Source organism: Pseudomonas sp. Con_6, assembly GCF_059379395.1.
The window spans coordinates 4,364,644-4,390,735 of the sequence record NZ_CM182011.1 but is presented as its reverse complement, the minus strand read 5'-3'; the positions used below and the strand labels follow the sequence as shown (position 1 = coordinate 4,390,735).

At 64.6% G+C, this 26,092-nt stretch carries 22 protein-coding genes; 10 read left to right on the top strand and 12 right to left on the bottom strand.

The window, feature by feature from the left end:
• Positions 1-74 precede the first annotated feature (74 nt).
• The 3 genes from AC5QPF_RS19475 (at position 75) to AC5QPF_RS19465 (ending at position 3,772) form a co-directional block, all read left to right on the top strand.
• On the top strand, positions 75-2,426 hold the full coding sequence (locus tag AC5QPF_RS19475; protein WP_494959445.1) for a TonB-dependent siderophore receptor: 2,352 nt from the start codon (positions 75-77) through the stop codon (positions 2,424-2,426).
• A 14-nt stretch (positions 2,427-2,440) separates the two neighbouring features.
• Positions 2,441-3,274, top strand: a complete 834-nt coding sequence (locus AC5QPF_RS19470) for an alpha/beta hydrolase-fold protein (RefSeq protein ID WP_494959444.1) — start codon at positions 2,441-2,443, stop codon at positions 3,272-3,274.
• 120 nt (positions 3,275-3,394) lie between these two features.
• Complete coding sequence (locus AC5QPF_RS19465; RefSeq protein WP_494959443.1) at positions 3,395-3,772, top strand: hypothetical protein; 378 nt, start codon at positions 3,395-3,397, stop codon at positions 3,770-3,772.
• Here the strand turns inward: AC5QPF_RS19465 and AC5QPF_RS19460 are convergent.
• The 5 genes from AC5QPF_RS19460 to AC5QPF_RS19440 form a co-directional block, all read right to left on the bottom strand.
• Positions 3,758-4,315 carry a hypothetical protein gene (locus AC5QPF_RS19460; RefSeq protein ID WP_494959442.1) on the bottom strand — a complete coding sequence of 186 codons (558 nt, stop codon included), beginning with the start codon at positions 4,313-4,315 and terminating at the stop codon, positions 3,758-3,760. The genes AC5QPF_RS19465 and AC5QPF_RS19460 overlap by 15 nt on opposite strands.
• Positions 4,290-4,610 (bottom strand): DUF2790 domain-containing protein, encoded by a 321-nt coding sequence (locus AC5QPF_RS19455; RefSeq protein WP_494959441.1) that lies wholly within the window; start codon positions 4,608-4,610, stop codon positions 4,290-4,292. Before AC5QPF_RS19455 ends, AC5QPF_RS19460 begins: the two co-directional genes overlap by 26 nt.
• 865 nt (positions 4,611-5,475) lie before the next feature.
• Positions 5,476-8,628, bottom strand: a complete 3,153-nt coding sequence (locus AC5QPF_RS19450; protein WP_494959440.1) for a CusA/CzcA family heavy metal efflux RND transporter — start codon at positions 8,626-8,628, stop codon at positions 5,476-5,478.
• Positions 8,629-8,652: 24 nt separating this feature from the next.
• On the bottom strand, positions 8,653-9,891 hold the full coding sequence (locus tag AC5QPF_RS19445; RefSeq protein WP_494959439.1) for an efflux RND transporter periplasmic adaptor subunit: 1,239 nt from the start codon (positions 9,889-9,891) through the stop codon (positions 8,653-8,655).
• Positions 9,892-9,920: 29 nt separating this feature from the next.
• Positions 9,921-11,168, bottom strand: a complete 1,248-nt coding sequence (locus AC5QPF_RS19440) for a TolC family protein (protein ID WP_494959438.1) — start codon at positions 11,166-11,168, stop codon at positions 9,921-9,923.
• Between the two features lie 316 nt (positions 11,169-11,484).
• On the opposite strand from AC5QPF_RS19440, the gene AC5QPF_RS19435 reads away from it, so the two are divergent.
• On the top strand, positions 11,485-12,816 hold the full coding sequence (locus AC5QPF_RS19435) for an OprD family outer membrane porin (protein ID WP_494959437.1): 1,332 nt from the start codon (positions 11,485-11,487) through the stop codon (positions 12,814-12,816).
• 217 nt (positions 12,817-13,033) lie between these two features.
• Positions 13,034-13,708 (top strand): heavy metal response regulator transcription factor, encoded by a 675-nt coding sequence (locus tag AC5QPF_RS19430; protein WP_494964210.1) that lies wholly within the window; start codon positions 13,034-13,036, stop codon positions 13,706-13,708.
• Between the two features lie 6 nt (positions 13,709-13,714).
• On the opposite strand, the gene AC5QPF_RS19425 is transcribed toward AC5QPF_RS19430, so the two are convergent.
• Complete coding sequence (locus tag AC5QPF_RS19425; protein ID WP_494964209.1) at positions 13,715-15,046, bottom strand: MFS transporter; 1,332 nt, start codon at positions 15,044-15,046, stop codon at positions 13,715-13,717.
• A 73-nt stretch (positions 15,047-15,119) separates the two neighbouring features.
• Positions 15,120-15,350: a hypothetical protein gene (locus AC5QPF_RS19420; RefSeq protein WP_494959436.1), complete on the bottom strand. Its 231-nt coding sequence runs from the start codon at positions 15,348-15,350 to the stop codon at positions 15,120-15,122.
• Positions 15,351-15,708: 358 nt separating this feature from the next.
• Between AC5QPF_RS19420 and AC5QPF_RS19415 the strand changes: the two genes are divergently transcribed.
• The 3 genes from AC5QPF_RS19415 to AC5QPF_RS19405 all read left to right on the top strand — a co-directional run bounded on the left by AC5QPF_RS19415 (position 15,709) and on the right by AC5QPF_RS19405 (position 20,038).
• On the top strand, positions 15,709-17,088 hold the full coding sequence (locus AC5QPF_RS19415) for an aspartate aminotransferase family protein (RefSeq protein ID WP_494959435.1): 1,380 nt from the start codon (positions 15,709-15,711) through the stop codon (positions 17,086-17,088).
• A 466-nt stretch (positions 17,089-17,554) separates the two neighbouring features.
• The gene (locus tag AC5QPF_RS19410; RefSeq protein ID WP_494964208.1) at positions 17,555-18,550 is read left to right on the top strand and encodes a gamma-aminobutyric acid-binding protein; all 996 of its coding nucleotides are present in this window, start codon (positions 17,555-17,557) and stop codon (positions 18,548-18,550) included.
• Between the two features lie 81 nt (positions 18,551-18,631).
• Positions 18,632-20,038, top strand: a complete 1,407-nt coding sequence (locus AC5QPF_RS19405) for an amino acid permease (protein ID WP_494959434.1) — start codon at positions 18,632-18,634, stop codon at positions 20,036-20,038.
• Positions 20,039-20,149: 111 nt separating this feature from the next.
• On the opposite strand, the gene AC5QPF_RS19400 is transcribed toward AC5QPF_RS19405, so the two are convergent.
• Complete coding sequence (locus AC5QPF_RS19400) at positions 20,150-21,373, bottom strand: DUF1444 domain-containing protein (RefSeq protein WP_494959433.1); 1,224 nt, start codon at positions 21,371-21,373, stop codon at positions 20,150-20,152.
• A gap of 150 nt (positions 21,374-21,523) precedes the next feature.
• Positions 21,524-22,039 carry a P-loop NTPase family protein gene (locus tag AC5QPF_RS19395; protein WP_494959432.1) on the bottom strand — a complete coding sequence of 172 codons (516 nt, stop codon included), beginning with the start codon at positions 22,037-22,039 and terminating at the stop codon, positions 21,524-21,526.
• Between the two features lie 188 nt (positions 22,040-22,227).
• Between AC5QPF_RS19395 and AC5QPF_RS19390 the strand changes: the two genes are divergently transcribed.
• The gene (locus tag AC5QPF_RS19390; protein ID WP_494959431.1) at positions 22,228-23,133 is read left to right on the top strand and encodes an MBL fold metallo-hydrolase; all 906 of its coding nucleotides are present in this window, start codon (positions 22,228-22,230) and stop codon (positions 23,131-23,133) included.
• On the opposite strand, the gene AC5QPF_RS19385 is transcribed toward AC5QPF_RS19390, so the two are convergent.
• Genes AC5QPF_RS19385 through AC5QPF_RS19375 form a run of 3 tightly spaced genes read right to left on the bottom strand, consistent with a single transcriptional unit; the run spans position 23,130 to position 25,367 of the window.
• Entirely contained in the window at positions 23,130-24,014 is an 885-nt protein-coding gene (locus AC5QPF_RS19385; protein ID WP_494959430.1) for a LysR substrate-binding domain-containing protein, read from the bottom strand. The genes AC5QPF_RS19390 and AC5QPF_RS19385 overlap by 4 nt on opposite strands.
• Positions 24,015-24,049: 35 nt before the next feature.
• Complete coding sequence (locus AC5QPF_RS19380) at positions 24,050-24,655, bottom strand: 2OG-Fe(II) oxygenase (RefSeq protein WP_494959429.1); 606 nt, start codon at positions 24,653-24,655, stop codon at positions 24,050-24,052.
• Complete coding sequence (locus AC5QPF_RS19375) at positions 24,642-25,367, bottom strand: 2OG-Fe(II) oxygenase (protein WP_494959428.1); 726 nt, start codon at positions 25,365-25,367, stop codon at positions 24,642-24,644. Before AC5QPF_RS19375 ends, AC5QPF_RS19380 begins: the two co-directional genes overlap by 14 nt.
• Before the next feature lie 202 nt (positions 25,368-25,569).
• On the opposite strand from AC5QPF_RS19375, the gene fae reads away from it, so the two are divergent.
• On the top strand, positions 25,570-26,082 hold the full coding sequence (gene fae, locus AC5QPF_RS19370) for a formaldehyde-activating enzyme (RefSeq protein WP_075805396.1): 513 nt from the start codon (positions 25,570-25,572) through the stop codon (positions 26,080-26,082).
• Positions 26,083-26,092: the final 10 nt, after the last annotated feature.

Below are 26,092 nucleotides of genomic sequence, written 5' to 3'. Positions count from 1 at the left end.
CACCGGGAAAATTTTTTGTCGGACTTCAGGGACTCGTCCGGTTAGGGGATATCTCTCCCTCATTGGACGTTGTCATGCACGCTGCCAGACCCCAGCCGTTTCCCTTCCAGCCCCGTTCCCTGACCCGCGCCGTGTGCCTGGCGCTGGCCCTCGGCGCCTTGCCGGCGTTCGCCGACACGCCGGCACAGGTCGCCCCGGCGGTGTCGGCGGGTTCCCTGGCCCAGGCCCTGAGCAGTTTCGCCGAGCGTTCCGGGATCACCCTGTCCTTTGCCCCTGACGACGTCCGCGGCCTGAACACCAATGGCCTGAATGCCGGCGGCTCGCTGGAAGACGGCCTGGCGAAACTGCTCAAGGGCAGCGGCCTGATGGCGCACAAGACCGACTCTGGTTTCGTCGTCCTGCGCGACAGTGGCGCCGGCCTGCAACTGGAACCCACCAGCATCGACAGCACCGCGCTGCAGAGCGCCTTCGCCCCGGTGGACGGCTATTTCGCCAGCAATGCCAGCAGCGCCACCAAGAGCGACAAGCCGCTGCTGGAAACCGCACAGAGCGTCAGCGTGGTCACCGCCGAGCAGATCAACGACCGCAAGGTCAACAAGGTCGAGGATGCCGTGGCCTACAGCGCCGGGGTGCGGGTCGGCAGCTCGGGCCTGGACCCGCGCTTCGACAACATCCAGGTGCGCGGCTTCGAGACCACCATCGCCGCCGACTTCCTAGACGGCCTGCGCCAGCCCGGCAGCGGCTGGCTGTCGCTGTATTCCACCGAGGCCTACGCCCTGGAGCGCATCGAGGTGCTGAAGGGCCCGGCCTCGGTGCTGTACGGTCAGATCAGCCCTGGCGGCATGGTCAACCGGGTCAGCAAGCGCCCGAGCCTGCTGGCTAAGAACGAAATGCAGGTGCAGGCCGGCAGCTATGGCCACGAGCAGGGCCAGTTCGATGTCGGCGGCAAGCTGGACGAGGCCGGCGACGTGCTGCTGCGCACCGTCGGCCTGTACCGCGACTCCGGCTATTCGGTCGACCAGATGGACAACCAGTCGCGCCTGTTGGCGCCGTCGCTGAGCTGGCAGATCGACCCGGACACCAGCCTGACCCTGCTGGCCCAGTACCAGGAGCGGCAGACCGCAGCGTCGCCGATGATGCTCCAGGAAGGCGACCACCTGACCGACTTCTGGCAGGGCGACGAGTACTACGACAAGCTGCACCAGCGGCAATGGACCTTCGGCTACGAGTTCGAGCACCGCTTCAACGAGACCTTCAGCGTCCAGCAGAACCTGCGTTACGGGCAGGTCAGCACCACCAACCAGTATCTGCAACCCACCGGGCTGGTCGACGGGCATATTCTCGAGCGCTACGCCGTCGGCCTGTACGAGGACATGAGCTCGCTGTCCACCGACACCCGCCTGGTCAGCCGCTTCTCCACCGGCAACCTGCACCACACCGTAGTCAGCGGCGTCGACTACGCCTGGCTCGACACCTCGCTGCTGTACGCCTGGGGTGCGGCGCCGAGCATCGACCGCTGGGCACCGGACTACCACCAGCCGGTGGTCAAGCCGACCGCGGCCCTGGCCGATCAGGACGGCCTGGAGCACCGCATGGGGGCCTACGTCCAGGACCAGATCGAGCTGGACAACTGGCGCCTGTCCGCCGGCCTGCGTCGCGACTGGGTGCATGTGCGGCGTGACGACAATCTCACCGACATCAACAGCACCACCCGCGATTCCGCCACCACTGGCCAGCTGGGTGTGCTTTACCTGTTCGACAACGGCCTGGCGCCCTATGCCAGCTACGCCACCTCGTTCCTCCCGGTCAGCGGCGTGAACACCAGCGGCCAGCCGTACAAGCCCACCGAGGGCGAGCAGTTCGAGGTCGGCTTGAAATACCAGCCACCGGGCAGCCGCACCTTGCTGACCGGCTCGCTGTACCACCTGACCCAGAGCAACGTGCAGACCCGCGACCTGGTCAATCCGCTGAACAACGTGCAGACCGGCGAGCAGGTGTCCCGCGGGCTCGAGCTGGAAGCAGTGTCGGACGTCAGTGACAACCTGCGTCTGACCGCCAGCTACGCCTTCAACGATGCCGAAGTGACCAAGGGCAACAATGGCGACCAGGGCAAGCAACCGAAGAACGTGCCGCGCCACCTGGCTGCACTGTGGCTGGACTACAAGCTGCCGTTCGGCGTCGGTGTGTCCGGCGGCGCGCGCTACACCGGCAGCACCTACGGCGACCCGGCCAACGAAGTGAAGAACGAGGGCTACACCCTGGTCGATGCCGGTGTGCACTACGACTTCGGCGGTGGCCTGGACGGCGTGCGCCTGGCACTCAACGCCCGCAACCTGTTCGACAAGCGCTTCATCAATTGCCAGGACGGCTACTGCTACCGCGGCGAAGCGCGCAGCGTGGTCACCAGTCTCAGCTATCGCTGGTAAGGGGAGGGCGAAGCATGCTGCGTAACCTGATGAAAGCCCTCGGCATCCTGCTGTTCAGCACGGCGGCCCAGGCCGATCCGGTGACCCTGGACGGCACCGAGCAATGGACGATGAAGAGCGACGAAGGTCGTGAATACCGGATCATGGTCAGCCTGCCGGAGGGCGATGTGCCCTGGACCGGCGGCTACCCGGTGATCTACCTGCTGGACGGCAACGCCTATTTCCCGGCGTTCCATGCCGCCAAGCGTGCCCAGGACCGCCTGCGCGGGGCGATCCTGGTGGGCATTGGCTATCCGAGCGACACGCCGCTGGACTTCGTCCGCCGCGCCTACGACCTGTCGCCGCCGGCCCCGGCCGAGCGCAACGACCCGCCCCAGGGCGGGCAGGACGTGTTCCTCGACTTCATCGAAAAACGCCTGATGCCCAGGGTCAACCAGCGCTTCAAGGTCGACCAGGACCAGCGCAGCCTGGTCGGGCATTCGTTCGGCGGAATGTTTGGCATCTACACCCTGTTCACCCGGCCGCAACTGTTCCAGCACTACGTGGCGATCAGTCCGAGCCTGTGGTGGCAGGACCGCTACCTGCTGGCCCACGAAAAGGCCTTCACGGCCAAAGCCCATGCCGGGAAGCTGGACCTGATCCACCGTAGCCTGAGCCTGATCGCAGGCGACCGGGAGATGCCCCAGGAGATCCAGGACGTGCGTTCGCTGCAACTGCGTCTGGAGAACCTGTCGCAGTACGGACTGCGCAGCGACTTCCAGATCGAGGCGGGGGAGGACCATGCGGCGATCCCGTTCCGCGTGCCGAACCGGGTACTGGACGAGCTGATGAGTACGCGGCGCTACTGACGCCTGCGTCTGGCAGCCACATGACGGCCGGATTACACGTTTGCAGGAGTCCCGGGCCGGCCGTCGCCGCACGCTAGGATCCGCGCCCGCGGTGTCGCGGGTCATTGTCGGAGAGCGTGTATGAAGTCAGTCAGCCTGGCGGCGAAGCTGGGACTCAAGGTGGGGCTGCTGAGCGCGATGCTCCTGTTTCTGTTCGCTTGCCTGGGCTACCGGATGCTGGGACAGGCCCTGGAAAACAGTGCCCGTGAAGACCTCGACGTGAAAATGGCCGGCCTGGCTCATAACCTTGCCGCGATCGACAGCGCAGCCGGCATCGATGCTGGAACTCATCACCTGGTTGACCCGGTGCTAGGCCACGACAACCTGCACGTCAGCATTGCGGATCGGCGGTGGTCGAGGCCACCGGCGATGACTTCACCTGGTTCCACCTGCGCTTCCCGGACAGTGAGGCGTTGTGAAGATGTCGATATTGTCATTTGCGCCTCACCTTGGCGTTAGCCACGGCTTCTTAAACTGAGACTCAACAAGGGCCAACTTTCCCTGGCCCTGAGACAGTCGAGGTGACAGATGAATATCGTGCGAGTCATGGCAGTTGCGGTTGTGCTTTCCAGTGTTGTCGGTACGGCCCAGGCGGCGGATGGCATGGAACGCATCCAGCAGTTCCAGGCAAATTTCCAGGCCGAACAGGACCGTTTGTGGAATGACCAGTCCAATCAGCGGAAAGAGCAAGTGGCGGAGAAGGAAAAGTCCACTGATAAAACCGATGGTTAATGGTTTTGATGTTTGTGAAGCCAGGCGAGTGCCTGGCTTTTTTGTGGATGCTGATTTGATGGACGTTTGATTTTGTCTGTCTTCAACCTTGATGCTGTCGAAGCGGTAGAACACTTCCCGGGCGCCGAGCGCCTTGTCCTTGCCAACGCGCCAGGTGACAGCGGCAAGGCCGTCGTTTCGCGGGTTCAACTGCTGCAACCAAGAAAAAACCGGGGCTGCAAAGCGGCCCCGGTTTTCGTGCCGCTCAGTTGTTGTTGGTGCACTGCGCATGCACCCGATAGCGCACGGTACGCAAGGTGCCGGCCGAGTCCTCGTAGGTCATGAGACGTGGGTAGATCTCGCAATTGCGAGGGTCCCTGGACTGGCGGACATACCGGGCCACATCGATCTTCATCCCATAGCGAAAGTCCTCGATCTCGGGCATTGGCTTGCCGTTGCGCTCGGCATAGGCGGCCACAGCGCTCTGGTGTTCCTCGAACAACTTCTTTTCGCGAAGATCCGGGGTGTTGGCCAGCGTCAGACTGGAGAAGAGGGCGAGGGCGGTAGCAGCGAGTGACTTCTTCATGAAGTGGCTTTCCTTCAATGGGTTTGAAGGCCACCTTAACCAGTGCCGCCCAACGCAGGCGTGACGGCAGACTTACAATTCTGCAAGCCACACGCAGTGGTGCAAGCAAAGGAAAAGGTTCTTCACGGAGTTCCGGGAAGCCTGGGGTTTAGTGGCAGTATCGGTATCGGTATCGCGAGCTTATCCATTACGGGCGGTGACGCCACCGGCCCCTTCCGCCTCTACGGCGGGTCCATTTTGTCTTGGCAAAAATGGACGAAAACCGCTTGCTCCTGCATCCGGCCCTGCGCTGCGCTCCGGGTCCCCTCCCTCCGGCGCCTGACGTCGCGAGTTACGGGCGGCGACACGACGACCCATCTTCGAAAACAACATCGGCATCGGTAACCCAACACAACAAGACGCCGCACTCTTGCTTTTGCTTTTGCTCTTCGTGCGCGAAGGTTCAGGCGCCGCAAATTGCGACCTCAGCCGGCCGAGTGGAGGTGTCTTGCGGGGGCAGGTGCGTAGCACCCTTCGGCGAAGCCGAAGCGCGAGGTGAAGACTTGCGGAGCAAGTCGTAGGCCGCGGGCCCGCGCAAGGCGCCGGAAGGAGGGGACCCGAAGCGAAGCGTAGGGCCGGCTGTGGGAGCGAGCGGTTTTCGTCCATTTTGCCGCAACAAAATGGACCCGCCGTAAAGGCGGAAGGGGCCGGTGGCGTCACCGCCCGCACTGGATAAGCTCGCGATGCCGATGCCGATGCCGATGCCGATGCCGATGCCGATGCCGATGCCGATGCCGATGATCCCGCCTGTAACCCCGACATTCCGTAAGGAATCAAAGAAAACCCGCGCCTTGCAGCGCGGGTTTCGTTTCTCCGTCGTCGCCGGTCAGACCGGTTCCGACACCTCTTCATCCTTGCGATGCGCCCACTGGTACAACGCCGGCAGAACCAGCAAGGTCAGCGCCGTGGACGAGAGAATCCCGCCGATCACCACCGTCGCCAATGGCCGCTGCACCTCGGCCCCGGTGCCAGTCGCCAGCGCCATGGGAATGAAGCCCAGGGACGCCACCAGCGCCGTCATCAGCACTGGGCGCAGGCGGGTGAGCGCACCCTCGGTCACCGCGCTGGACAAACTGGCACCTTCCTCACGCAGGTTGCGGATGAAGGAAATCATCACCAACCCGTTGAGCACCGCCACCCCCGACAGGGCGATAAAGCCCACTCCGGCCGAGATCGACAGCGGAATGTCCCGCAGCCACAAGGCCAGCACGCCACCGGTCAGGGCGAAGGGAATTCCGGTAAACACCAGCAGGCCGTCCTTGAGGTTGTTGAACATCAGGAACAACAGCGTCATCACCAGCAGCAGCGCCACCGGCACCACCACTTGCAGGCGTTTGGCCGCCGATTGCAACTGCTCGAACTGGCCGCCCCAGGTGGTCCAGTAGCCCGCCGGCACTTGCACGTCGCGCTCCAGCGTGGTGCTGGCTTCCTCCACGAACGAGCCAAGATCGCGACCGCGCACGTTGGCGCTGACCACCACCAGGCGCTTGCCGTTCTCGCGGCTGATCTGGTTCGGGCCCAGTTGCAGGTCGAGGCTGGCCACCTGGGACAGCGGGATGAAGCCGATGCGCTCGGCACCCAGCGCGGCATTGGCAGGCACCGGGATCAGCAGCTCGGAGAGGCCGGCCACGTCGGTACGCAGGGTTTCGGACAGGCGCACCACCATGTCGAAGCGACGATCGCCCTCGTACAGGATGCCGGCCTGGCGTCCGCCCACGGCGATGGCCACGGCGTCTTGCACTTCGCCGATGTTCAGGCCGTAGCGTGCGGCTTTCTCCCGGTCGATATTGATGGTCAGCACCGGCAGCCCGGTGGTCTGTTCCACCTTCACTTCCGAGGCACCCTGCACGCCTTGCAGTGCCGTGGCGATCTTCGCGGCAGTGCGGTTGAGGGTGTCCATGTCATCGCCGAACACCTTGACCGCAACATCGCTGCGCACCCCGGAAATCAGCTCGTTGAAGCGCAACTGGATCGGCTGCGACAGCTCGTAGTTGCTCCCCGGCACGCTGGCCGCAGCCTGCTGCACCGCGGCGATGATCGCTTCGCGGGACTTGCCGGGGTCGCTCCACTGTTCCTTGGGCTTGAGCATCACGTAGGCATCGGAGATGTTCGGTGGCATAGGGTCGGCAGCGATTTCCGCGGTGCCGGTGCGGGCGAACACCCGTTGCACTTCCGGTACCTGCGCCATCACCGCTTTCTCCAGGCGTTGCTGCATGTCCACCGACTGGCTCAGGCTGGTGCCAGGCACGCGCAGGGCCTGCAGGGCCAGGTCGCCTTCGCTGAGGCTGGGGATGAACTCGCTGCCCATGCGACTGGCCAGCGCACCGCTCAATACCACGGCAGTCACGGCGGCGGCGAACGCCACGTTACGGTTCTCCAGCACCCAGCGCAGCACCGGGGCATAGCCCAGGCGCGCCCTGCGCATGACCACGCCTTCCTCTTCCTTGACCTTGCCGGTGACGAACATGGCGATGGCCGCCGGGACGAAGGTCACCGACAGCAGCATGGCGCCGAGCAGGGCGATGACCACGGTGAAGGCCATGGGGTGGAACATCTTTCCCTCGACCCCGGTGAGGGCGAAGATCGGCAGGTACACCACCATGATGATCAACTGGCCGAAGATCAGCGGTCGACGTGCTTCGCGGGCGGCGGCGAAGACTTCCTGGAAGCGTTCGACGCGGGTCAGCATGCGCCCGTGCTTGTGCTGGGCATGGGCCAGGCGGCGGATGGCGTTCTCGACGATCACCACCGCGCCGTCGACGATGATGCCGAAGTCCAGGGCCCCGAGGCTCATCAGGTTGGCGCTGACCTTGTTGTTGAACATACCGGTGAAGGTAAACAGCATCGACAGCGGGATGACCATGGCGGTGATCAGCGCGGCGCGGATATTGCCGAGGAACAGGAAGAGGATGGCGATCACCAGGATCGCGCCCTCGACCAGATTCTTCTTCACTGTGGCGATGGCCTTTTCCACCAGGTGAGTACGGTCGTACACGGTGACCGCGACCACGCCTTCGGGCAGGGTGCGGTTGATCTCTTCCAGCTTGGCCGCCACCGCTTGCGAAACGCTGCGGCTGTTTTCGCCGATCAGCATGAACACGGTGCCCAGCACCACTTCCCGGCCATTCTCGGTGGCCGCGCCGGAGCGCAGTTCCTGGCCGATACCGACCTCGGCGACATTGCTCACCCGGATCGGCGTGCCGTCGACGCTCGAGATGACGATGTTGGCGATGTCCTCGACGCTGCCGACCTGGCCCGGCGCCCGGATCAGCAACTGCTCGCCGCTGCGTTCGATGAAGCCGGCGCCGACGTTGGCGTTGTTGCTCTGCAGCGCGGCGACCAGGTCGTTGAGGGTCAGCTTGTAAGCGGCCAGGCGCTTGGGATCGGGGGCGATCTGGTACTGCTTGGCATGCCCGCCGATGGTGTTGATCTCGGCCACCCCCGGCACGTTGCGCAGTTGCGGCTTGATGATCCAGTCCTGGATCTCGCGCAGGTCGGTGGGCGTGTACGGCGTGCCGTCGGGCTTGCGCGCACCGTCCTCGGTCTCGACGGTCCAGAGGAAAATCTCGCCGAGCCCGGTGGACACCGGTCCCATCACCGCCTCGACCCCTTCGGGCAGTTGTTCCTTGGCCACCTGCAGGCGCTCGTTGACCTGTTGGCGGGCGAAGAAGATGTCGGTGCCATCGGCGAAGATCACCGTGACCTGGGACAGCCCCGAGCGCGACAGCGAGCGGGTCTGCTGCAGGCCGGGCAGGCCGGCCATGGCGGTTTCCACCGGGAAGGTGATGCGCTGCTCGGTTTCCAGCGGCGAGTAACCGGGGGCGGCGGCGTTGATCTGTACCTGGACGTTGGTGATGTCCGGCACCGCGTCGATCGGCAGCTTCTGGTAGCTGTAGATGCCGATGCCGGCCATCAGCAGCACGGCGATCATCACCACGATGCGCTGTTCGATGGCGAAGCGAATCAGACGTTCAAACATGCGAAGTCATCCTGTGCAAACGCATCAATGGCTGTGCTCGGCGGAGGCCTTGCCCAGCTCGGACTTGAGGGTGAAGCTACCGCGGGTGGCGACCTGGTCGCCCACAGCGAGGCCGTCGAGGATCTCCACATGGTCGCCGTCGCGCCGGCCCAGGGTCACCGGGCGGGTGTCGAAGCCGTCGGCGCTGCGCACGAATACCGAGGGCCGCTCTTCCACGGTCTGCACTGCCTCGAAGGGCACGGTGACCGCAGCCGGGGCGGTGCGGGTGGTGACCGCGACGCTGACGAACAGGCCCGGGCGCCACGCGCCGTCGGGGTTGGTCAGGGTGACGCGGACGGTGGCCGCGCGGTTCTGCTCGCCCAGCAGGCTGCCGACGTAGCCGATGGTGCCGTCCACTTCACTGTTCAGGTCGGGTGAGGAAACCCGCACCGGGCGCCCGCTGGCGACCTTGTCCAGGTCCCGCGGCGGCACGGCGAAGGTGGCCCAGACCCGCGACAGGTCGGAGAGGGTGAAGGCGTTGCTGGCTTCGCTGACCACCTCGCCAAGGGCCAGGTGCTTTTCCACCACTACCGCGTCGAACGGTGCGCGCAGTTCGTAGCGGTTGCCGCCGGCCGCCGTGACCGAGGCGCCGAGGGCAGCGACCTTCTGCCGGGCGTTGCCCAGGCCGATCTCTGCCTCCTGCAGCGCCTGGCGGGCCACCAGGTAATCCTGCTCGGCGGAGATCTTTTCCTGCCACAGTTGTTTTTCCCGCTCGAAGGTCACCCGCGCCAGTTCGACCCGGCGCTGGGCGGCCTGCTGCTCGCTGCGCAGGTCAGAGATCTGCTGACTGGCGATCACCGCCAGCAACTGGCCCTTTTTCACCGTTTCGCCGAGGTTGGCGTGGACGCTTTCGACCACTCCCGGAACCCGTGGCACGACATGGGCGGTGCGGTCTTCGTCGAAGCGGATTTCGCCAGGGAAGCTGACCACGCTGCCCAGTTCGCGTGGGGCGGCGGCCTGCAACTCGATGCCGGCGCTGCTGATCTGCTGCTCGTTCAGTGTCAGCTTGCCCTCTTCATCGTGGCCGCCTTCTTCATCAGCGTGGCCTTCTTCGCCATGGCCTTCGTCGCCATGTTCATCCTTGGCCGGGGTGCTCGCGGTCTTTTCATGGCCATGGCCATCGTCAGCGCCATGGCCGGCATCGCTGCCATTCCAGGCCGCACCGGCAAAGCCGAGGGCCGCCAGCGCGGCTACCGCGAGGGCGATCTTGCGTGTGTTGTCCATTGTTGCTCCAGAGCGACGGTCGGTCGGGTTCAAGGGGTGACAGTGAGGGCGTCGAGGTCGCCGAAGACCCGCTCCACGCGGGCCCGTGCGTCGCTGGCAGTGGCCAGCGAGGCGAGGTATTGCTCGCGGGCGGCGATCAGCGTGCGCTGGGCGTCGAGTACTTCGATGAATCCGAACTTGCCGCGCTCGAAACCGCGGGTCGCGGTGTCCACGGCTTGCCGGGCGGCGGGCAGGATGGTGCTGTCGTAGGACGACACCTCCTGCATGGCCGTGCTCCACTGGTTGAGCGCGGTGCGGGTTTCACTGCGCAGGCGCAGTTCCGTGGCGTTGCGCAGATCGCGGGCCTGATCGGCGCGGCGTGCGGCAGAGAGGACATTGCCCTGGTTGCGATCGAACAGCGGCAGGGGCAGGGACAGGCCGACCACATTGACCCGTTCGCGTTCGAGGCGGTCGTACTGACTGCCGACGCTGACGGTGAGATTGGGAATGCGCTGGGCCTTTTCCGAACCCAGTGCGGCATCGTTCTGGTCGATGCGGGCCATGGCCTGGCGCAGCTCCGCGGTCTGTTCCAGGCGGCTCAGCAGCAGGTCGTCGGCAGGCGGCAGGCCGGGGGACAGCGAGGGTGCGTCGAGTCGGTCGACGGTATCGACGGTGCTGCCGGTGACCTGGGCCAACTGCCGGTAGGCGTTGCTCTTTTCGCTCTGCGCCCGGCTCAGTTGCAGGCGCGCTTCGGCCAGTTGCACCTGGGCCCGTGTGGCCTCCACCGGTGACGAGGTACCTGCCCGCACGCGGCCTTCGACCACCTGCAGGCCACGCTCGGTGAGGTCGAGCGACTGCCGGGCCAGTTCCACGCCGGTCTGCGCGCGCAGGGCGCTATAGAACGCCTGGACCACATCGGCGCGCAGGCTGTTGACCTGCTGTTCCAGGGTCATCTGCGCCAGGTTTTGCCCCACCTGGGCCACCTCGATCCGCGCGCCGCGCTTGCCGCCCAGTTCCAGCGGCTGACTGAGGGTCACCGTGGTGGTGCTGGTGTCGCGTCGGGTGTCCTCGACCTCCCAGGACAGCTCCGGGTTGGGGATCAGCCCGGCCTGGCGCCGGACACCGTCGGCGATACCGATTTCCTGGCGGGCGGCGGCCATGTCCGGGTTGCGCTCCATGGCCGTGGCGATGGCCTGGGGCAGGCTGAGGCTGTCGGCCAGGGTCAGCGGCGATGCCAGCACCACGCAGAGCGCGGCGATGCTTCGCGGAAATGAGGGAAGGGCGGGGAGTCGGGGCACGGACGGATCCTCATGGGCGCCAGGCCTGACGAGAACGCCGAACGTGCCGCCAGGCCCTGATGGAAAGAGTCGTGGCACTCTAATTAGAGGCAGCTATCAGTGCGGTGGCGGCAAAATTACAATTCTGTAATCCCCCGAAAGTTGCAGATAACAACAGCCTGACGAAATTGTAATTATTCCATCACCCTGTCGTTATCCACGTTTTGCAACTATCGCTGCGGCGCTTTCATCAGGCGCCCCGCAGCCAGAACAATCTTCCTATATCGCTTGCCGGGCACTTCATAATAAAAACTGCCGTACCCCGAAGGAGCATTGCATGAGTCATACGTTTCCACGTTATCTGGTGGCACTTTGCGCGTTGTCCGCAAGTTACGCCGCCAATGCCGAAGAAAAGGCCGAAGGTTTCATCGAGGGCAGCAACCTGACCGTGCTGAACCGCAACTTCTATTTCAACCGTGACAATCGCGACGGTCCCGCACCGACCTACGGCAAGGTCGGTGACAACGGCTATTCCGAAGCCTGGGCCCACGGCATCATCGGCAAGTTCTCCTCGGGCTTCACCCAAGGCACCGTCGGTTTTGGCGTCGACGCCTTCGCCATGATCGGCCTGAAACTCGATACCGGTGGCGGTCGCAATGGCGGCCGCAGTTCCTTCGACGTGCTGCCGGTGAACCGCGATGGCGAGGCCCGCGATGAATACACCAAGCTCGGTGGCGCCGCAAAAGTGCGCTTCCTTGACACCGTAGTGCGGGTCGGCGACGTGTTCCCGGCCACGCCGGTGGTGGCGGCGGGGGACTCGCGCCTGCTACCGGAAAGCTTCCGCGGTGTGACGGCGGAGAACACCAGCTTCGAAGGCTTGACCCTGCAGGCCGGACGCCTGCACTCGATGAGCCAGCCGGTGTCCAGCAACATGCGTGACGGCTTCGTCACCTTCTATGGCGGCGCGGTGGATTCGCCCTGGGTCGCCTATGGCGGCGGCGACTACGCGGTCACCGATCACCTCAGTGTCAGCCTCTACGGCAGTCGTCTGAAGGACGCCTGGAACCAGTACTACGCCGGCGCCAGCTTCACCTACCCGCTGGCCGACGACCTCGACCTGATTACCGGCTTCAACGCCTACCGCGCTGTTGACGAAGGCAAGCAACTGCTCGGCAAGTTCGACAACACCATCTGGAGCGGCAAGCTCGGCGTGCGTTTCGGCGCCCATACCCTGGCCCTGACTCACCAGCGCAACAACGGCGACGACGACTTCGACTACCTGCGCCAGTCCGACTCGATCTTCCTCGACAACTCCATCCAGTACAGCGACTTCAACTCGCCGAAGGAGCGCTCGTGGATGCTGCGCTACGACCTGAACATGGCCAGCTACGGGATCCCCGGCCTGTCGTTCATGACCCGCTACGGCAAGGGCACCGACGCCGACTATTCCAATGCCAACGCCGTGTACATGCGCCGTGACGCCAATGGCGACCCGCTCACCGACCAGAAACGCTGGGAGCGTGATATCGAGGTCAAGTACGTGGTGCAGACCGGCGCGGCCAAGGACCTGTCGTTCCGGATCCGCCAGGCCAATACCCGCGCGACGGCTTTCGAGTCGGACCTGGACGAGTTTCGCCTGATCGTTGAATACCCGCTGTCGGTACTGTAAGCGGCATTTCGACAGGCCCCCTATTCACCTTTGGCTCCACAACTCCTTTGGTTGAAGGTGGATCACTTTGCGCCCGCTATCGGGCGCTTTTTTATTCGGCGTTTTTATATGTCGTCATCATGGCGCGGCTATTACAAAACTGTCATTTGTGACTATTGATGATGCTGTTCGACTATTATTCGGCGGTTATTGAAAAGTTCCAGAGAGATAGTTGAATATGCGCATCCTGGTCATCGAGGATGAAATAAAGACTGCCGACTATATTCGCCAGGGCCTGTCTGAAAGTGGTTTCGTCGTCGATTGCATCCATAACGGCGCGGAAGGTTTGTTCACTGCCCGACAGCAGGATTACGACCTGATCATCCTCGACGTGAACCTGCCGCAACTGGATGGCTGGCAGGTACTCGATGCCTTGCGCCGCGACCACTGCCTGGCGCGGATCATGCTGCTCACTGCCCGCAGCCGCCTGGCCGACAAGGTGCGCGGACTGGAGGGCGGGGCGGATGACTACCTGAGCAAGCCGTTCCAGTTTCCCGAGCTTCTGGCCAGGGTCCGGGCCTTGCTGCGCCGCAGCGACCAGGCCCAGGCGGTGGAGCTCATCCGCGTCGCCGATCTGGAACTGGACCAGGGCCGTCACCGGGCGTTTCGCGCGGGCCGGCGCATCGACCTGACCACCAAGGAGTTCGCCCTGCTGCATTACCTGATGCGCAACAGCGGCGTGGTCTTGAGCCGGACGCAGATCATTTCTCAGGTCTGGGACATGAATTTCGACTGCGACACCAATGTCGTGGAAGTCTCGGTGCGGCGCCTGCGAGCCAAGATCGACGATCCCTTCGACAATCGCCTGATCCATACCTTGCGCGGGGTGGGCTATGTCCTTGAGGAACGGTGAGGGCATTCAGTCCCGCGCCAGGCGTCTGAACACCAGACCGGCCGCCAGACACATCGAGCTCACCAGCAACAAGGTCAGCTGGATGTCCCCGGCCTCGGGCTGCGTGTGTCCGCGCAGGCCCTGGACCAGGCCGAGGATCATCGCCGCCAGGCACACCGCCAGGCTCAGGCTGAGCTGCACGCTGGTGGCCGACAGGGTCGCGGCGTTGGCTGAGTGCTCGGCGGGAATGTCGGCATAGGTCAGCGCCCCTACGGCAGTCATCTGCAGCGAGCGTGACAGCCCGCCGATGAACAGTAGCGTCATCACCACCAGTGGTGCGGTGTCGGCGCTGAACAGCGCGCACACGGCGATGGAGAAGGCGCCCAGCAGGCTGTTCCAGACCAGCAGGTCGCGGCAGCCGAAGCGTCGTGCCAGGGGTACGGAGATGAATTTGATCAGCAAGGCCCCCGCACCGCTGGCGAACGTCAGCAAGCCTGCCTGCAGCGCGCTCATGCCGTAGCCGAGCTGGAACAGCAGCACCAGCAGGAACGGCAGCGCGGCACTGCCCAGGCGAAACAGCGTGCCGCCGCAGAGCACCACGGCAAAACCGCGGATGCGCAACAGCGAAAGGTCCAGCAGCGGCGCGCTGGTACGTCGCGCGTGCCGCAGGTAAAGCAAGGCGAACAGCACGCCGGCCCCCAGCAGCAGACACGACCACTGCCAGCTCAGCGAGCCGTGCCCAAGGCTCTCGAACGCCAGGACCAGGCAGGCCAGTGCCGGGCTGCCAAGGAGAAAGCCGTGCAGGTCCAAGGGCCGGCCGCGTTGTCCGGGATAGTCCGGGACATGGCGCAGCACCATGGCAATTCCCAGCAGGCCGATGGGCAGGTTGAGCAGGAAGATCCAGTGCCACGACAGCCAGGTCACCAGCAGGCCGCCCAGCGGCGGCCCGAACACCGGGCCGAGCAGTGCCGGCATGGTCAGGTAGGCCATGGCCTTGAGCAGGTCGTCCTTGCTTGACCAGCGCAGCAGGATCACCTGTCCCACCGGTACCATCAGCGCCCCCGCCATGCCCTGGCCGAAGCGTGCCAGCACCAGTTGCCACAGGTGCGCGGACAGTGCGCAGGCCAGCGAGGCGAGGGTGAACAGGCCGATGGCGGCGATGAACACCCGGCGTGGCCCCAGGCGTTCGGCCAGCCAGCCACTCAAGGGAATGAACATCGCCACGGCCAGCAGGTAGATCGTCACCACCAGGTTCATGCGCAGTCCGGGCTCGCCGAAGTCTGCCGCCAGTTGCGGCAGGGCGGTGAGCACGGCGGTGGAGTCGAGCAGCTCCATGAACAGCGCGCAGCCGATGATCATCGGTACCTTGCGCTGGAACACCGGTGGTGCGTGCAGTTGCCCGGGATGGGTGAGGCTGTTCAGTTTGTCCGCCTTAGCGCAGGGCCAGTAGCTGGCCGTTGAGCGTGCTGGCGATGCGTTCGCGGCCGTGCAGGGCACCGTCGTCCTTGAGACGGGCGATCACCTGGTCGCGCCAGTCCAGGCTGTTCTGGCCTTGGCCGCGGCTGAAGCTGGCGGCCAGGGCGGCGTATTCGGCGATCAGCCCGGGTTCCCGTTGCTCGTCCACCTGATAGGTGTAGGTGATCGATGATCGGGTTGTCGACAACGGAGGGGGTGTGGTCGGGACCGTAGCGGTGATTCAACAGGGTAGTGGTTTCGGACATGACGCACGCTTCGACACGGGAAAGATGGCGAGCACGGTAAAGCGCGCAGGGGGGATTTGTGAAATATCGGTTGGTGCTTTGTTAATAACGTTACGCATAAATAAATTTTTATTTATGCGTAACGTGCATTTTATTGATTCTTCGCGAAGAACCATTTTCAAAAGGGGGGCACTGCAAAGCTTTCCCCTATCACCCGAGTATATTTTTACTGGTTTCCGCCGTCCCGCCGGCTGGCGCACAATGCGTGGCAGCAAGCCTACCAATCGGTAGGTCGCCATCCCGCCAGCCCGGAGATCCTCGATGACCGCGATGAATAACAACAAGACCACCCAGGCCTACCAGAAGCTCGACGCTGCTCACCATATTCATGCCTTCCTCGACCAGAAGGTACTGAACGAGAAGGGCGCACTGGTCATCGAGAAGGGCCAGGGCCTGAACCTGTGGGACACCGAGGGCAAGCGCTACCTGGACGGCATGTCCGGCCTGTGGTGCACCGCGCTGGGCTACGGCCGCGCCGACCTGGCCGCCGCCGCCACCCGCCAGCTGGAAGAGCTGCCGTATTACAACCTGTTCTTCCAGACCACTCACCCACGGGTGATCGAACTGTCCGAGCTGCTCTTCAGCCTGCTGCCCAAACACTACAGCCACGCCATCTACACCAACTCCGGCTCGGAGGCCAACGAGCTGCTGATCCGCACCGTACGCCGCTACTGGCAGGTCGCAGGCAAGCCGCAGAAACGCATCATGATCGGCCGCTGGAACGGCTACCACGGTTCGACCCTGGGCAGCACCGCGCTGGGTGGCATGGGCTTCATGCACGAGATGGGCGGCATGCTCCCGGACTTTGCCCATATCGGCGAGCCGTACTTCTACGCCCACGGCGGCGAGATGTCGGAAGATGCCTTCGGCCTGCAAGCTGCTCGTGAGCTGGAGACGAAAATCCTCGAACTCGGCGCCGGGAACGTTGCCGCTTTCGTCGCCGAGCCGTTCCAGGGCGCCGGCGGCATGATCTTCCCGCCGGCCAGCTACTGGGCCGAGATCCAGCGCATCTGTCGCAAGTACGAGGTGCTGCTGTGCGCCGACGAGGTGATCGGCGGCTTCGGACGTACCGGCGAATGGTTCGCCCACCAGTACTTCGGCTTCGAGCCGGACACCCTGAGCATCGCCAAGGGGCTGACCTCCGGCTACGTGCCCATGGGGGGCCTGGTGTTGTCGAAGCGGATTGCCGAGACCCTGGTGGAAGAGGGGGGGGTGTTCGCCCATGGCCTGACCTACGGCGGTCACCCAGTGGCGGCGGCGGTGGCCATCGCCAACCTCAAGGCGCTGCGTGACGAGCAGATCGTCGAGAAGGTCAAGGGCGACACCGGCCCTTATCTGCAGCAACTGCTGCGCGAGCACTTCCAGGACCATCCGCTGGTGGGCGACATCCAGGGCGCCGGGCTGGTAGCGGCCTTGCAGTTCGCCGAGGACAAGGCCACGCGCAAGCGCTTCGCCAATGAAAACGACATCGCCTGGCGCTGCCGCACCCTAGGTTTCGAGGAAGGCGTGATCATTCGCTCGACCCTGGGCCGGATGATCATGGCCCCGGCGCTGGTGGCCAGCCGTGGCGACCTGGATGAACTGGTGGAGAAGACCCGGCGGGCGGTGGACCGCACGGCGCGGGAGATCGGGATTCTCTGAGTCCTTGAGGGCCTCATCGCGGGCAACGTCCGCTCCCACAAGTTTCGCGTACGCCGCAGGACCCTGTGGGAGCGGGCGTTGCCCGCGATGAGGCCGGTGCTACCAGGCCAAAACCCGACTGACATTACAAAGCTTTTTCATACCTTCACAAAACATATTTCATATTTTTCCTGCTCCACGAAACACCGCAGAATCGAAGCCATACGAACAACGAACGACGCCCCCGAGCGATCGATACCAGGCCGGTGCCGGACCCCGCGACCCATCCAATACGCGGGCACAGAACAATAAACCGCACCTGCCTTTAGCTGCCCTTTCAAGCCTGTCCGTTCCAACTGTGTCGGGGTTTCATACTCGCGTCCGCTCGCGCGTGCGCGATATCCCGGCATTTACTTCCAGAAGCAGTGAGGAAATGTCGATGTCTTTGAAAATGCATGCGTGTGCACTGGCAGTGGTATCCGCGTTGATGGCGGGCAATACGATGGCGGCGGCGGACAAGCTCACCGTCATCTCCTTCGGTGGCGCGACCAAGGCAGCCCAGGACCAGGCCTATTTCAAACCGTTCGAGCAGAGCGGGGCGGGCAAGGTGGTGGCCGGGGACTACAACGGCGAGCTGTCCAAGGTGAAGGCCATGGTCAGCGTCGGCCAGGTCTCCTGGGACGTGGTCGAAGTGGAAAGCCCCGAGCTGCTGCGCGGTTGCGAGGAAGGCCTGTTCGAACGCCTCGACCCGGCACTGCTGGGCAACGCCGACCACTACATCGCCAACACCGTCAGCGAGTGCGGCGTGGCCAGCTATGTCTGGTCCATGGTCATGGCCTACAACCCGGCCAAGGTCGGTACGCCGCCAGCCTCCTGGGCGGACTTCTGGGATACCACCAAGTACCCCGGCAAGCGCGGCCTGCGCAAGGGCGCCAAGTACACCCTCGAAGCCGCGCTGCTTGCCGACGGCGTGAGCAAGGCCGACCTGTACAAGGTGCTCGCCACGCCTGCGGGCGTCAGCCGCGCCTTCGCCAAGCTCGACCAGATCAAGTCCTCGATCCAGTGGTGGGAAGCCGGTGCCCAGCCACCGCAATGGCTGGCAGCCAACGACGTGGTGATGTCCGCCGCCTACAACGGTCGTATCGCCGTGGCCCAGAAAGAGGGCACCCACCTCGGCATCGTCTGGAACGGCGGGCTCTACGACCCGGACCACTGGGCCATCGTCAAGGGCTCGCCAAACAAGGCCCTGGCCGAACGCTTCATCGTCTTCGCCAGCCAGGCAGACACGCAGAAGGCCTTCTCCTCGAACATCCCCTACGGCCCGGTCAACAAGCAGACCCTCGGCACCCTGCCGGCCGATATCCAGGCCCAGTTGCCCACCGCGCCGGCCAACCTCGAACAGGGCCTGCTGGTGGACTCCAGCTTCTGGGTCGACCACGGCGAAGAGCTGGAAGAGCGCTTCAACGCCTGGGCCGCCCGCTGATTCCTGATTCATCCGCCCGGCGTCGTGCGTGCGGCGCCGGGCGATAACGCTGCACACAACAACGATAAGAAGGATGCTGCAATGAACGCTTCAGTAACGGCGGCGACGCCGGTGCATTCCGGCGGGCTGCGCCGGGTTCTGGGTCTCGGGGCCCTGTTGTCGGTGGCCATTGGCCTGGTGGTGTCCCAGGGCGTCATGGTCATGATGCTGCAAGGCGCGGGCATGGCCGGGCTGGGCTTCATCATTCCCTTGGGCATCGCCTATCTCCTGGCGCTGACCTATGCCATGTCGTTCTCCGAACTGGCGCTGATGGTGCCGCGTGCTGGCAGCCTGAGCAGCTACACGGAAGTCGCCATCGGCCATTTCCCGGCGATCCTCGCCACGTTTTCCGGCTACATGGTGGTGGCCATGTTCGCCCTGTCCGCCGAGCTGCTGTTGCTCGACTTGATCATTGGCAAGGTCTACCCCGGCGTGCTGCCGCCGATGGCCGTGGCCGGCGGCATGCTGGCGCTGTTCACCGGCCTCAACCTGCTGGGCATCGACGTGTTCGCCAAGCTGCAGACCGTCCTGGCGGTGGTGATGGTGGCCATGCTCCTGGCCCTGGGCATCGGTGCCCTCGGGCATGCCGAAGGCAGTCTGCAGACGTCCCTGGACCAAGGCTGGAACCCGCTGGGCACCGGTGCGCTGGCCCTGGCGGCGATGGCCATCTGGGGGTTCGTCGGTGCCGAGTTCGTCTGTCCGCTGGTGGAAGAAACCAAGCGTCCGGAGCGCAACATCCCGCGCTCGATGATGCTCGGCCTGACCATCATCTTCGGCGTGATCATCCTCTACTGCCTGGGCGCCTTGCTGCTGATTCCCCGTGACCTTCTGGCCAGCGATCCGCTGCCGCATTTCCTCTACGCCACCATGTTGTTCGGCGAGAGCGGAAAGGTGCTGTTGGTGGCCGCCTCGGTGACCGCCACCGCGAGTACCGTCAACTCGTCCCTGGCCGCCTTGCCACGGATGCTCTATGGCATGGCCGAGAACGGCCAGGCGTTCCCGCAGTTCCGTCGCTTGAGCAAGCGCACCCGCACGCCGTGGGTGGCGGTGCTGTTCATCGCCGCGATCACCGGCCTGCCGATCCTGATCCTCGGGCAGAACCCGGAAGCGGTGAGCCTGCTATTGCTGGCGGCGGCGTTGGCCTGGCTGCTGGCCTACATCATCGTGCACATCGATGTGATCGCCCTGCGCCGGCGCTATCCGAATGCCAAGCGACCGTTCCGCACGCCGTTCTATCCGCTGCCGCAGATCGTCGGCATCGCCGGGATGCTGTTCGCCATCTGGCATGCTTCGCCGGCGCCTGAAATGACCGGAAAGATCTTCGGCACCGCGGGCGTGGTACTGGGGATCATTTCGCTGATCGCGGTGCTGTGGGTCAAGCGGGTGATGAAGAAGCCGTTGTTCAGGCCGGAGCCGTTGGGAGTGGATGAGGTTTCTGCGGTGTCCTGAAGAACCAATCGCTGGCAACACCAGCCCCCATAGAGTTCCCAGCCGACACGGAACCCTGTGGGAGCGGCTTGTCGGCGATGAGGCCAGTGAATGCAACCTGGACTGGGCAGTTCACCCCAGCGAAACCATTCGCCCCAACTGCTCCGCACTGGGGAAACCCAGGGTCCGGTAGCGTGGCGGATAGGCGTCGACCGCTTCCAGCAAGTCCGCTGCGTGGGACTCGATCTGCGCCCACTCCACCAGGCGGGTATTGCTGACGCCGTCTGCTCCGAGCTCGACCAGTGCCACCCGGTCTGTCTTCGGCAGCAGGCTGTCGACGGTCTGGGTCCAGCTGCACATCGAGAACGTCCGGCCGTCGCTGTCGGCCAGTTCGTAGAGCAGGTAGGTGGCGACGAACAGGTCTTCAGCGCGCTCCTGATGGATCTTGTCCAGCAGTTCCTTCTGCGTGTGATACGCGCCTTGCAGCATCAAATGCTGCAGCGTCGCCAGGCGCGCCAACAGGACCTCGTCCGAGGATTCGAACGGTACGATGCGCTGTTCCTCCACGGTGAAGATCTGCCCGGACACCATCCGCCCGCTTTCCTGTGCCTTGAAGCACAGGTCGACCATCTGCCGCAGTGCCGCGTCGTCGCGATCACCGGCCACCAGCAGGACATCGTTGGTGGGAATCATGAACACCGGCTGACCCTTGACCGGCGCCCGTTGCAGCACATCCGGCAGCAGCGCGCGACTGATGTCGTAGCCATCGTTCCAGCGTCCGATGTACAGGCCCGGGACGATCTCCTCGAAGTTGTCCGGGGTGTCCGCGCGCAGGTTGTCGCGGGCGATGGCCAGGGCCTCGTCCATGCTCACGCCCCAGTGCTCCTCGGGTCCCTTGGTCAGGGTCGAGGTGGCTTCGGGGTGGTCGAGCGCCAGCAGCACCACGCAGTCCTTGCCCAGGGCCCGATGCACGACATCGTAGGCCGCATCGCGCCCCTCGCTGCGCGCATGGTGCAGGCGCACCTCTTCGAGCATGGCCAGGTTGCGGATGACCGGGCGCAGCAGCGGCCGGGCGTCCTCGAAGCTGCGCGAGGCCTTGTCCCGCGACCGGAGCAAGGTCGCCACGTAGCCGTCCAGCACGGCGGCACGATGCGGCTTTTCGGCATTCTGGTAGTCGCGGAAGGCGTTGTGCAGGTTGAAGTAGGCGCCATCGCCATGGCGGATGCGGAACTCGTCCGCCAGGTACTCCAGCGGCTCGCGATACCCCGCGTTGCGCGCGGCTTCGATCATCTTGCGGGCGAAGCCGTTCTCGTCCAGCGGGCGGTTGAAGACTTTGTCGAGCAGGGCGCCGAGCATGTGGTGGGCTCCTCCATGAGTGCGAATGGTCCATGCGCCGCGCCCCTGTGGCGCCAGCCCATCAAAGACCCTGATCAGGGCGGGAAATTCATTTAACGCCGACGATCATGACGGATGCATTGCAGTCATTTGCCTGAAATGAGCGCTGGGTCACAGGCCAGGGGTGGCCAGGAACATTGCAATTTCAGCGGCATTGCGCAGGCGTACCACCGGCATCTGGGGGGCGATGGCCAGGCGCGCCTGCTCGATGGTGGGGCGGTACTGCGCGTCGTAGGTCCACACGTACTTGAGGAAGTCGAGGAAGGCCTTGTCCAGCTGTTCGCGGCAGCCGTCCGGCATGTCGGCGCGCGGGCGATTCAACAGGCTGCGCAGCATCACCCGGCGCAGGCAGGTGAGGCGCGGGGTGTCGAGCCAGATCACCAGGTCGGCGCGGGGCAGGCGCAGGTCGAAGGTTTTCCGCGAATAGTTGCCCTCGCAGACCCAGGCATCACCGGCGATGGCCTCGCTGACCCGCTGGCGAAACACCGCGGTCGGCGCCTCGATCCATCCCGGCTCCCAGAACAGGCGGTCCAGGTGCACCACCGGCAGTCCCAGGCGCTGGCCTAGCTGGCGGGCCAGGGTCGATTTGCCGCTTCCGGCGTTGCCAAGTATCACGATGCGTTGCATGGGGCAGTCCGTTGCACAGGAAAAAGGGGGCCGGAGTGTAGTGCAGCGGCCGATGGTTAAGAAGCGCTAAACCATCGTCGTTGAAAAAATATCCATTGTTCTTCAAACACATACGCCGCTTATATGACCCGCGCCGGCCGCTGCTCGGGCGGCCGGACTTTCAACAAGAACAATGAGGCGTGAAGTCGATGCGAACAGTGATCAAGGCGGTGGCCCTGGCGGTCGGTATGGCAATGATGGCGGGTGCTGGCGCAGAGGAGGCGGGCAAGCGCGAAGGCAGCTTCGTGGTGCACAAGCTCAGCGATTGGCTCTATGCGATTGGCGAGCCGGACTATTACCAGAAGAACTACTCCTACCTGTTGCTGGGTAATGAACGGGCACTGATGTTCGATGCCGGTGCCAACCAGAAGGAAGACATCACGAAAGTTGCCGCCACGCTGACCGACAAGCCTCTTTCGGTGTTGCCGTCGCATTTGCACTTCGACCACCTTGGCGGCTTGCAGAACTTTTCCAGCGTGTATCTGGTGGATATTCCCTTCACCCGTACGTTCAAGCGTGACGACGGTCTTTACCACGTGCCCGAACCGGTCTACCTGGGCAACTTCGACCATATGACGGTCAAGCCCTTCAAGGTCGACAGGCTGGTGAAACCGGGCGAACTGATCGACCTGAGCGGATTGCAGGTACGTTTGTTGAACACCCCCGGGCATACGAAGGACGAAGTTGTTCTCTACGACGAAACTCACAACGTGCTGCTCTCCGGTGATCACCTGTATCCGTCCTGGTTGCTGGCCGGCAACCTCAAGGACTACATCGCCTCGCTGGATGCCACCTTGAAGCTGATCAACCCGCAGACAGCGATCTACGGTGCCCACGCCGACGAGAACGCCAGCCGTGTGCCGGCCATGACCTACGCCGAGGTGGGCAAGATCCGTGAGCAGATGCTGGCGATCCAGGCCGGGCGGGCGAAGGGGGAGAAGTTCTCCGACCCCGAGCTGATCAAGCAGGCGAATCTTTACAAGGTGGAGAAGGACATCAGCATCCTCACCGATATTGAGTTCACCGATGGCCGCGCCTATGGCTACAACCCTTAGTTGGCGGTAGACAACAGCCAGTCGATGAGCGCCTGTACTTCCGGGCGTTCGCGCTGGCTTTCGGCGCAGATGCAGTAGTAGTTGTGGATGGCCGGTGTTGACAATCGAAACGGCTGCACCAGCCGGCCTTCGTCGAGGTCGCGGGCCGACACCGTTTCATCGCTCAGGGCCACGCCGAAGCCGTCGCGCGCGGCCTGCAGGACCAGGGCGAAGTCCTCGAAATAGACATCCGCCGTGCCGCCCAGTGCAGCGCCGGCCTCGGTCAGCCACAGGCGCCATTGCGCGCCGTCGTCCTCGTGCAGCAGGCGGTGCCGGGAAAGCTCGGCGACGCTGCGGATCGCCCGCTCGCCACGCAGGTACTGCGGGCTGCACACCGGCGTCAGGCGGATGCCGTGCAGCAGGCGCCACCAGAATCCCGACCAGGGCGGCGTGCCGTAGACCACAGCGACATCGGCCTGGCGCCAGTCCACCTGTGGGAACTCGCCGGCAGTGATCACCCTGAGCTTGATCCCGCGGTTTTCCTCCATGAAGCGGAACAGCGGCGTGGCCAGCCAGGTGATGCCGTCGGCGGGTGGCAGTGACAGGGTCAGCTCGATGACGGGGGGCGACTGTCGAGCGCTGTGCTGGAAGGATTGCACGGCATCGCTGATGGCCCCCAGCGCCGGGGCGATGCGCTGGTGCAAGCCGCGTCCTGCATCGGTCAGCACCAGTTGGCGACCGCGTTTCTCGAACAGCTCCACGCCGAGGGTGCCCTGCAGGGTCTTGATCTGCTGGCTGACTGCGCCGGTGGTCACGTGCAGTTCGATGGCCGCAGCCGCGAGGTTGCCCAGGCGAGCGACGGCCTCGAAGACGCGGAAGCTGTTGAGAGGTGGCAAGGCCATGGCGACTCCTGGGCACGACCGCAAAGGCGCCCATTCTAAGCCGGTTGCGGGGCGCCGGGCGATGCGCCGCTCAGGTGAAAGTAAAGTTCCAGACCGAGCCGCTGACCGCTGCGCACGCGACTCACGGCCTGCCGGGTGGTGGCCGGGTAGTAGCCATTGCCACCCGCAACCGGGCGACGCTGGCTGGGAAGGATAGCGATATCGCCACGGCGCAGGGGTACCACCACGGGGCGGGATTGCATGCGCGGTCGCTGTTCGGTGAGCACCAGTTCGCCGCCGCTGAAATCTTCGCCGGGCGCGGACAGCAGCGCGACCATCTGCAAGGGGAACGCCAGCGCGTCTGCGCCACGGTGGCGCAGGGGAAGGTAGTCCTGCGGGTTCAGGCGGGTGAAGCAGGAGGGATCGCTGTGCTGACCGGCATCGCGACATTGCGCCTGGAACTGCAGCAATTGCTCCGGGTAGCGGCCGGGCAGGTCGAACCGCGCGCGCCAGTGGTTGGCGATCTCGGCCAGTGCCGGATAGAAGGTGGCTTGCAGGGTGTGCAGCAGGCCGGTCGAGCCGAACCGACCCTGCTCCAGGTAGCCCGGCAGGATGAGGAAACCGTCCTCGTCGAGGCGTTCGAGCAGGTCAGCGGGCGTCATGGAAGATCACTCCCAGGGTGTGGCGATGGCCGGCCAGCACGCGGCTGACACCATGGCGCATCAGCACCTTGCGCGAGCCGCCGCGCCGGCCGGGCAGGGGGCGTTCGGCCACGGCGAACAGGACCGCATCGCCTTGCTCCAGCGGCACCACTTCGGCGCGATGCTCCCGCGCGCAGTACTCGGTCAGGCAGAACTCTCCGCCCTCGAAATCGATGCCCGGGCGGGACAGCAGGATCGCCATCTGCACGGGGAAGTGCAGGTCGCCGTAGAGGTCCTGGTGCAGGCAGTTGTAGTCGCCGGGCTGGTATTGCAGGAGCAGGGGCGTGGGCCGGCACTGGCCGGCGGCGTGGCAGTGGGCGAGGAAGGTGGCGAGGGTTTCGGGGAAGCGGGTCGGGTTGCCGAGCCTGGCGTGCCAGTCGTTGGCGAGGGTGGCCAGGTGGGGGTAGAAGGATTGCCGGAGGTCTTCCACCACGTCCGGCAGCGGGTAGCGGAAGTACTGGTATTCACCGCGGCCGAAACCGTGGCGGGCCATGACGATGCGTGAGCGGAACAGGGTCTCGTGGGGGTACAGGCTGGCCAGCTCACGGCATTGGTCGGCATCGAGCAGGGCGGGCAGGCGGGCGTAGCCGGAGTGGTTCAGGGACTGGTACAGGGAGGGCCAGTCTGGCTCGGGGGATGTGGCGGGGAAGGCAAGCTGGAGGCTGGTCTGCATGGTTCGGGCCCTGGTCCGGTGGTGGGGGCAGGATAGGTGCCCTGGCTAGCGAGGGAACTCCGTTCCTTGCTCTGATCCACGCACGCGCGCCAGGCCATGACTTTCCCTCATACCCCCATGACTTTATGTGGTTCCAGCCTGGCCCCGGCGCGGTGATACAAAACCGGCAAACACACCCACCAACAACAAAGAGTGTTTGCAGATGAAAGAACTTGACCTGTACATCGGTGAAGGCTTCGAAGGCCCGGGCGTCAACGCGGCGCATATCAACATCCTCATCGGCCCGCGCAACGGCCCTGCCGGCCAGGCCTTCGCCAACAGCCTCGCCTCGCCAAGCCAGGGTCATTGCCCGTTCATGGTGATCGCCCAGCCGAACATCCCGGTCAAGCCGATGACCCTGTACGTGAACAAGGCCGCCATCGACGGCGAGCTGCACGGCAACGCCACCTGGGGCGCGTCCCAGGCAGGGATCGCCAAGGCCGTCACCGAGGCCCTGCTCGACGGCACCCTGCCGGCCGAAGCCGAGGACGAATGGGCCATCGTCACCGCCAACTGGGTCAACCCCGCCTGCGACGACCTCGACGCCGTCTACCTGAACAACTACAACGCCTGCCGCACCGCCATCCGCGCCGCCCTGACCGGCAAGCCGGAACGCGCGCAACTGGCCGATGTGGTCGGCCAGATCAGCAACCCGTTCTACACCCCGAAAGCCTGAGGGCGCCGTC

Excerpts from the sequence above, each read along its gene's own strand:
- AC5QPF_RS19475 (WP_494959445.1), top strand. The coding sequence starts at position 75 with ATGCACGCTGCCAGACCCCAGCCGTTTCCCTTCCAGCCCCGTTCCCTG.
- AC5QPF_RS19470 (WP_494959444.1), top strand. The coding sequence starts at position 2,441 with ATGCTGCGTAACCTGATGAAAGCCCTCGGCATCCTGCTGTTCAGCACG.
- AC5QPF_RS19465 (WP_494959443.1), top strand. The coding sequence starts at position 3,395 with ATGAAGTCAGTCAGCCTGGCGGCGAAGCTGGGACTCAAGGTGGGGCTG.
- AC5QPF_RS19460 (WP_494959442.1), bottom strand. The coding sequence starts at position 4,315 with ATGCGCAGTGCACCAACAACAACTGAGCGGCACGAAAACCGGGGCCGC.
- AC5QPF_RS19455 (WP_494959441.1), bottom strand. The coding sequence starts at position 4,610 with ATGAAGAAGTCACTCGCTGCTACCGCCCTCGCCCTCTTCTCCAGTCTG.
- AC5QPF_RS19450 (WP_494959440.1), bottom strand. The coding sequence starts at position 8,628 with ATGTTTGAACGTCTGATTCGCTTCGCCATCGAACAGCGCATCGTGGTG.
- AC5QPF_RS19445 (WP_494959439.1), bottom strand. The coding sequence starts at position 9,891 with ATGGACAACACACGCAAGATCGCCCTCGCGGTAGCCGCGCTGGCGGCC.
- AC5QPF_RS19435 (WP_494959437.1), top strand. The coding sequence starts at position 11,485 with ATGAGTCATACGTTTCCACGTTATCTGGTGGCACTTTGCGCGTTGTCC.
- AC5QPF_RS19430 (WP_494964210.1), top strand. The coding sequence starts at position 13,034 with ATGCGCATCCTGGTCATCGAGGATGAAATAAAGACTGCCGACTATATT.
- AC5QPF_RS19425 (WP_494964209.1), bottom strand. The coding sequence starts at position 15,046 with ATGATCATCGGCTGCGCGCTGTTCATGGAGCTGCTCGACTCCACCGCC.
- AC5QPF_RS19415 (WP_494959435.1), top strand. The coding sequence starts at position 15,709 with ATGACCGCGATGAATAACAACAAGACCACCCAGGCCTACCAGAAGCTC.
- AC5QPF_RS19410 (WP_494964208.1), top strand. The coding sequence starts at position 17,555 with ATGGCGGGCAATACGATGGCGGCGGCGGACAAGCTCACCGTCATCTCC.
- AC5QPF_RS19405 (WP_494959434.1), top strand. The coding sequence starts at position 18,632 with ATGAACGCTTCAGTAACGGCGGCGACGCCGGTGCATTCCGGCGGGCTG.
- AC5QPF_RS19400 (WP_494959433.1), bottom strand. The coding sequence starts at position 21,373 with ATGCTCGGCGCCCTGCTCGACAAAGTCTTCAACCGCCCGCTGGACGAG.
- AC5QPF_RS19395 (WP_494959432.1), bottom strand. The coding sequence starts at position 22,039 with ATGCAACGCATCGTGATACTTGGCAACGCCGGAAGCGGCAAATCGACC.
- AC5QPF_RS19390 (WP_494959431.1), top strand. The coding sequence starts at position 22,228 with ATGCGAACAGTGATCAAGGCGGTGGCCCTGGCGGTCGGTATGGCAATG.
- AC5QPF_RS19385 (WP_494959430.1), bottom strand. The coding sequence starts at position 24,014 with ATGGCCTTGCCACCTCTCAACAGCTTCCGCGTCTTCGAGGCCGTCGCT.
- AC5QPF_RS19380 (WP_494959429.1), bottom strand. The coding sequence starts at position 24,655 with ATGACGCCCGCTGACCTGCTCGAACGCCTCGACGAGGACGGTTTCCTC.
- AC5QPF_RS19375 (WP_494959428.1), bottom strand. The coding sequence starts at position 25,367 with ATGCAGACCAGCCTCCAGCTTGCCTTCCCCGCCACATCCCCCGAGCCA.
- fae (WP_075805396.1), top strand. The coding sequence starts at position 25,570 with ATGAAAGAACTTGACCTGTACATCGGTGAAGGCTTCGAAGGCCCGGGC.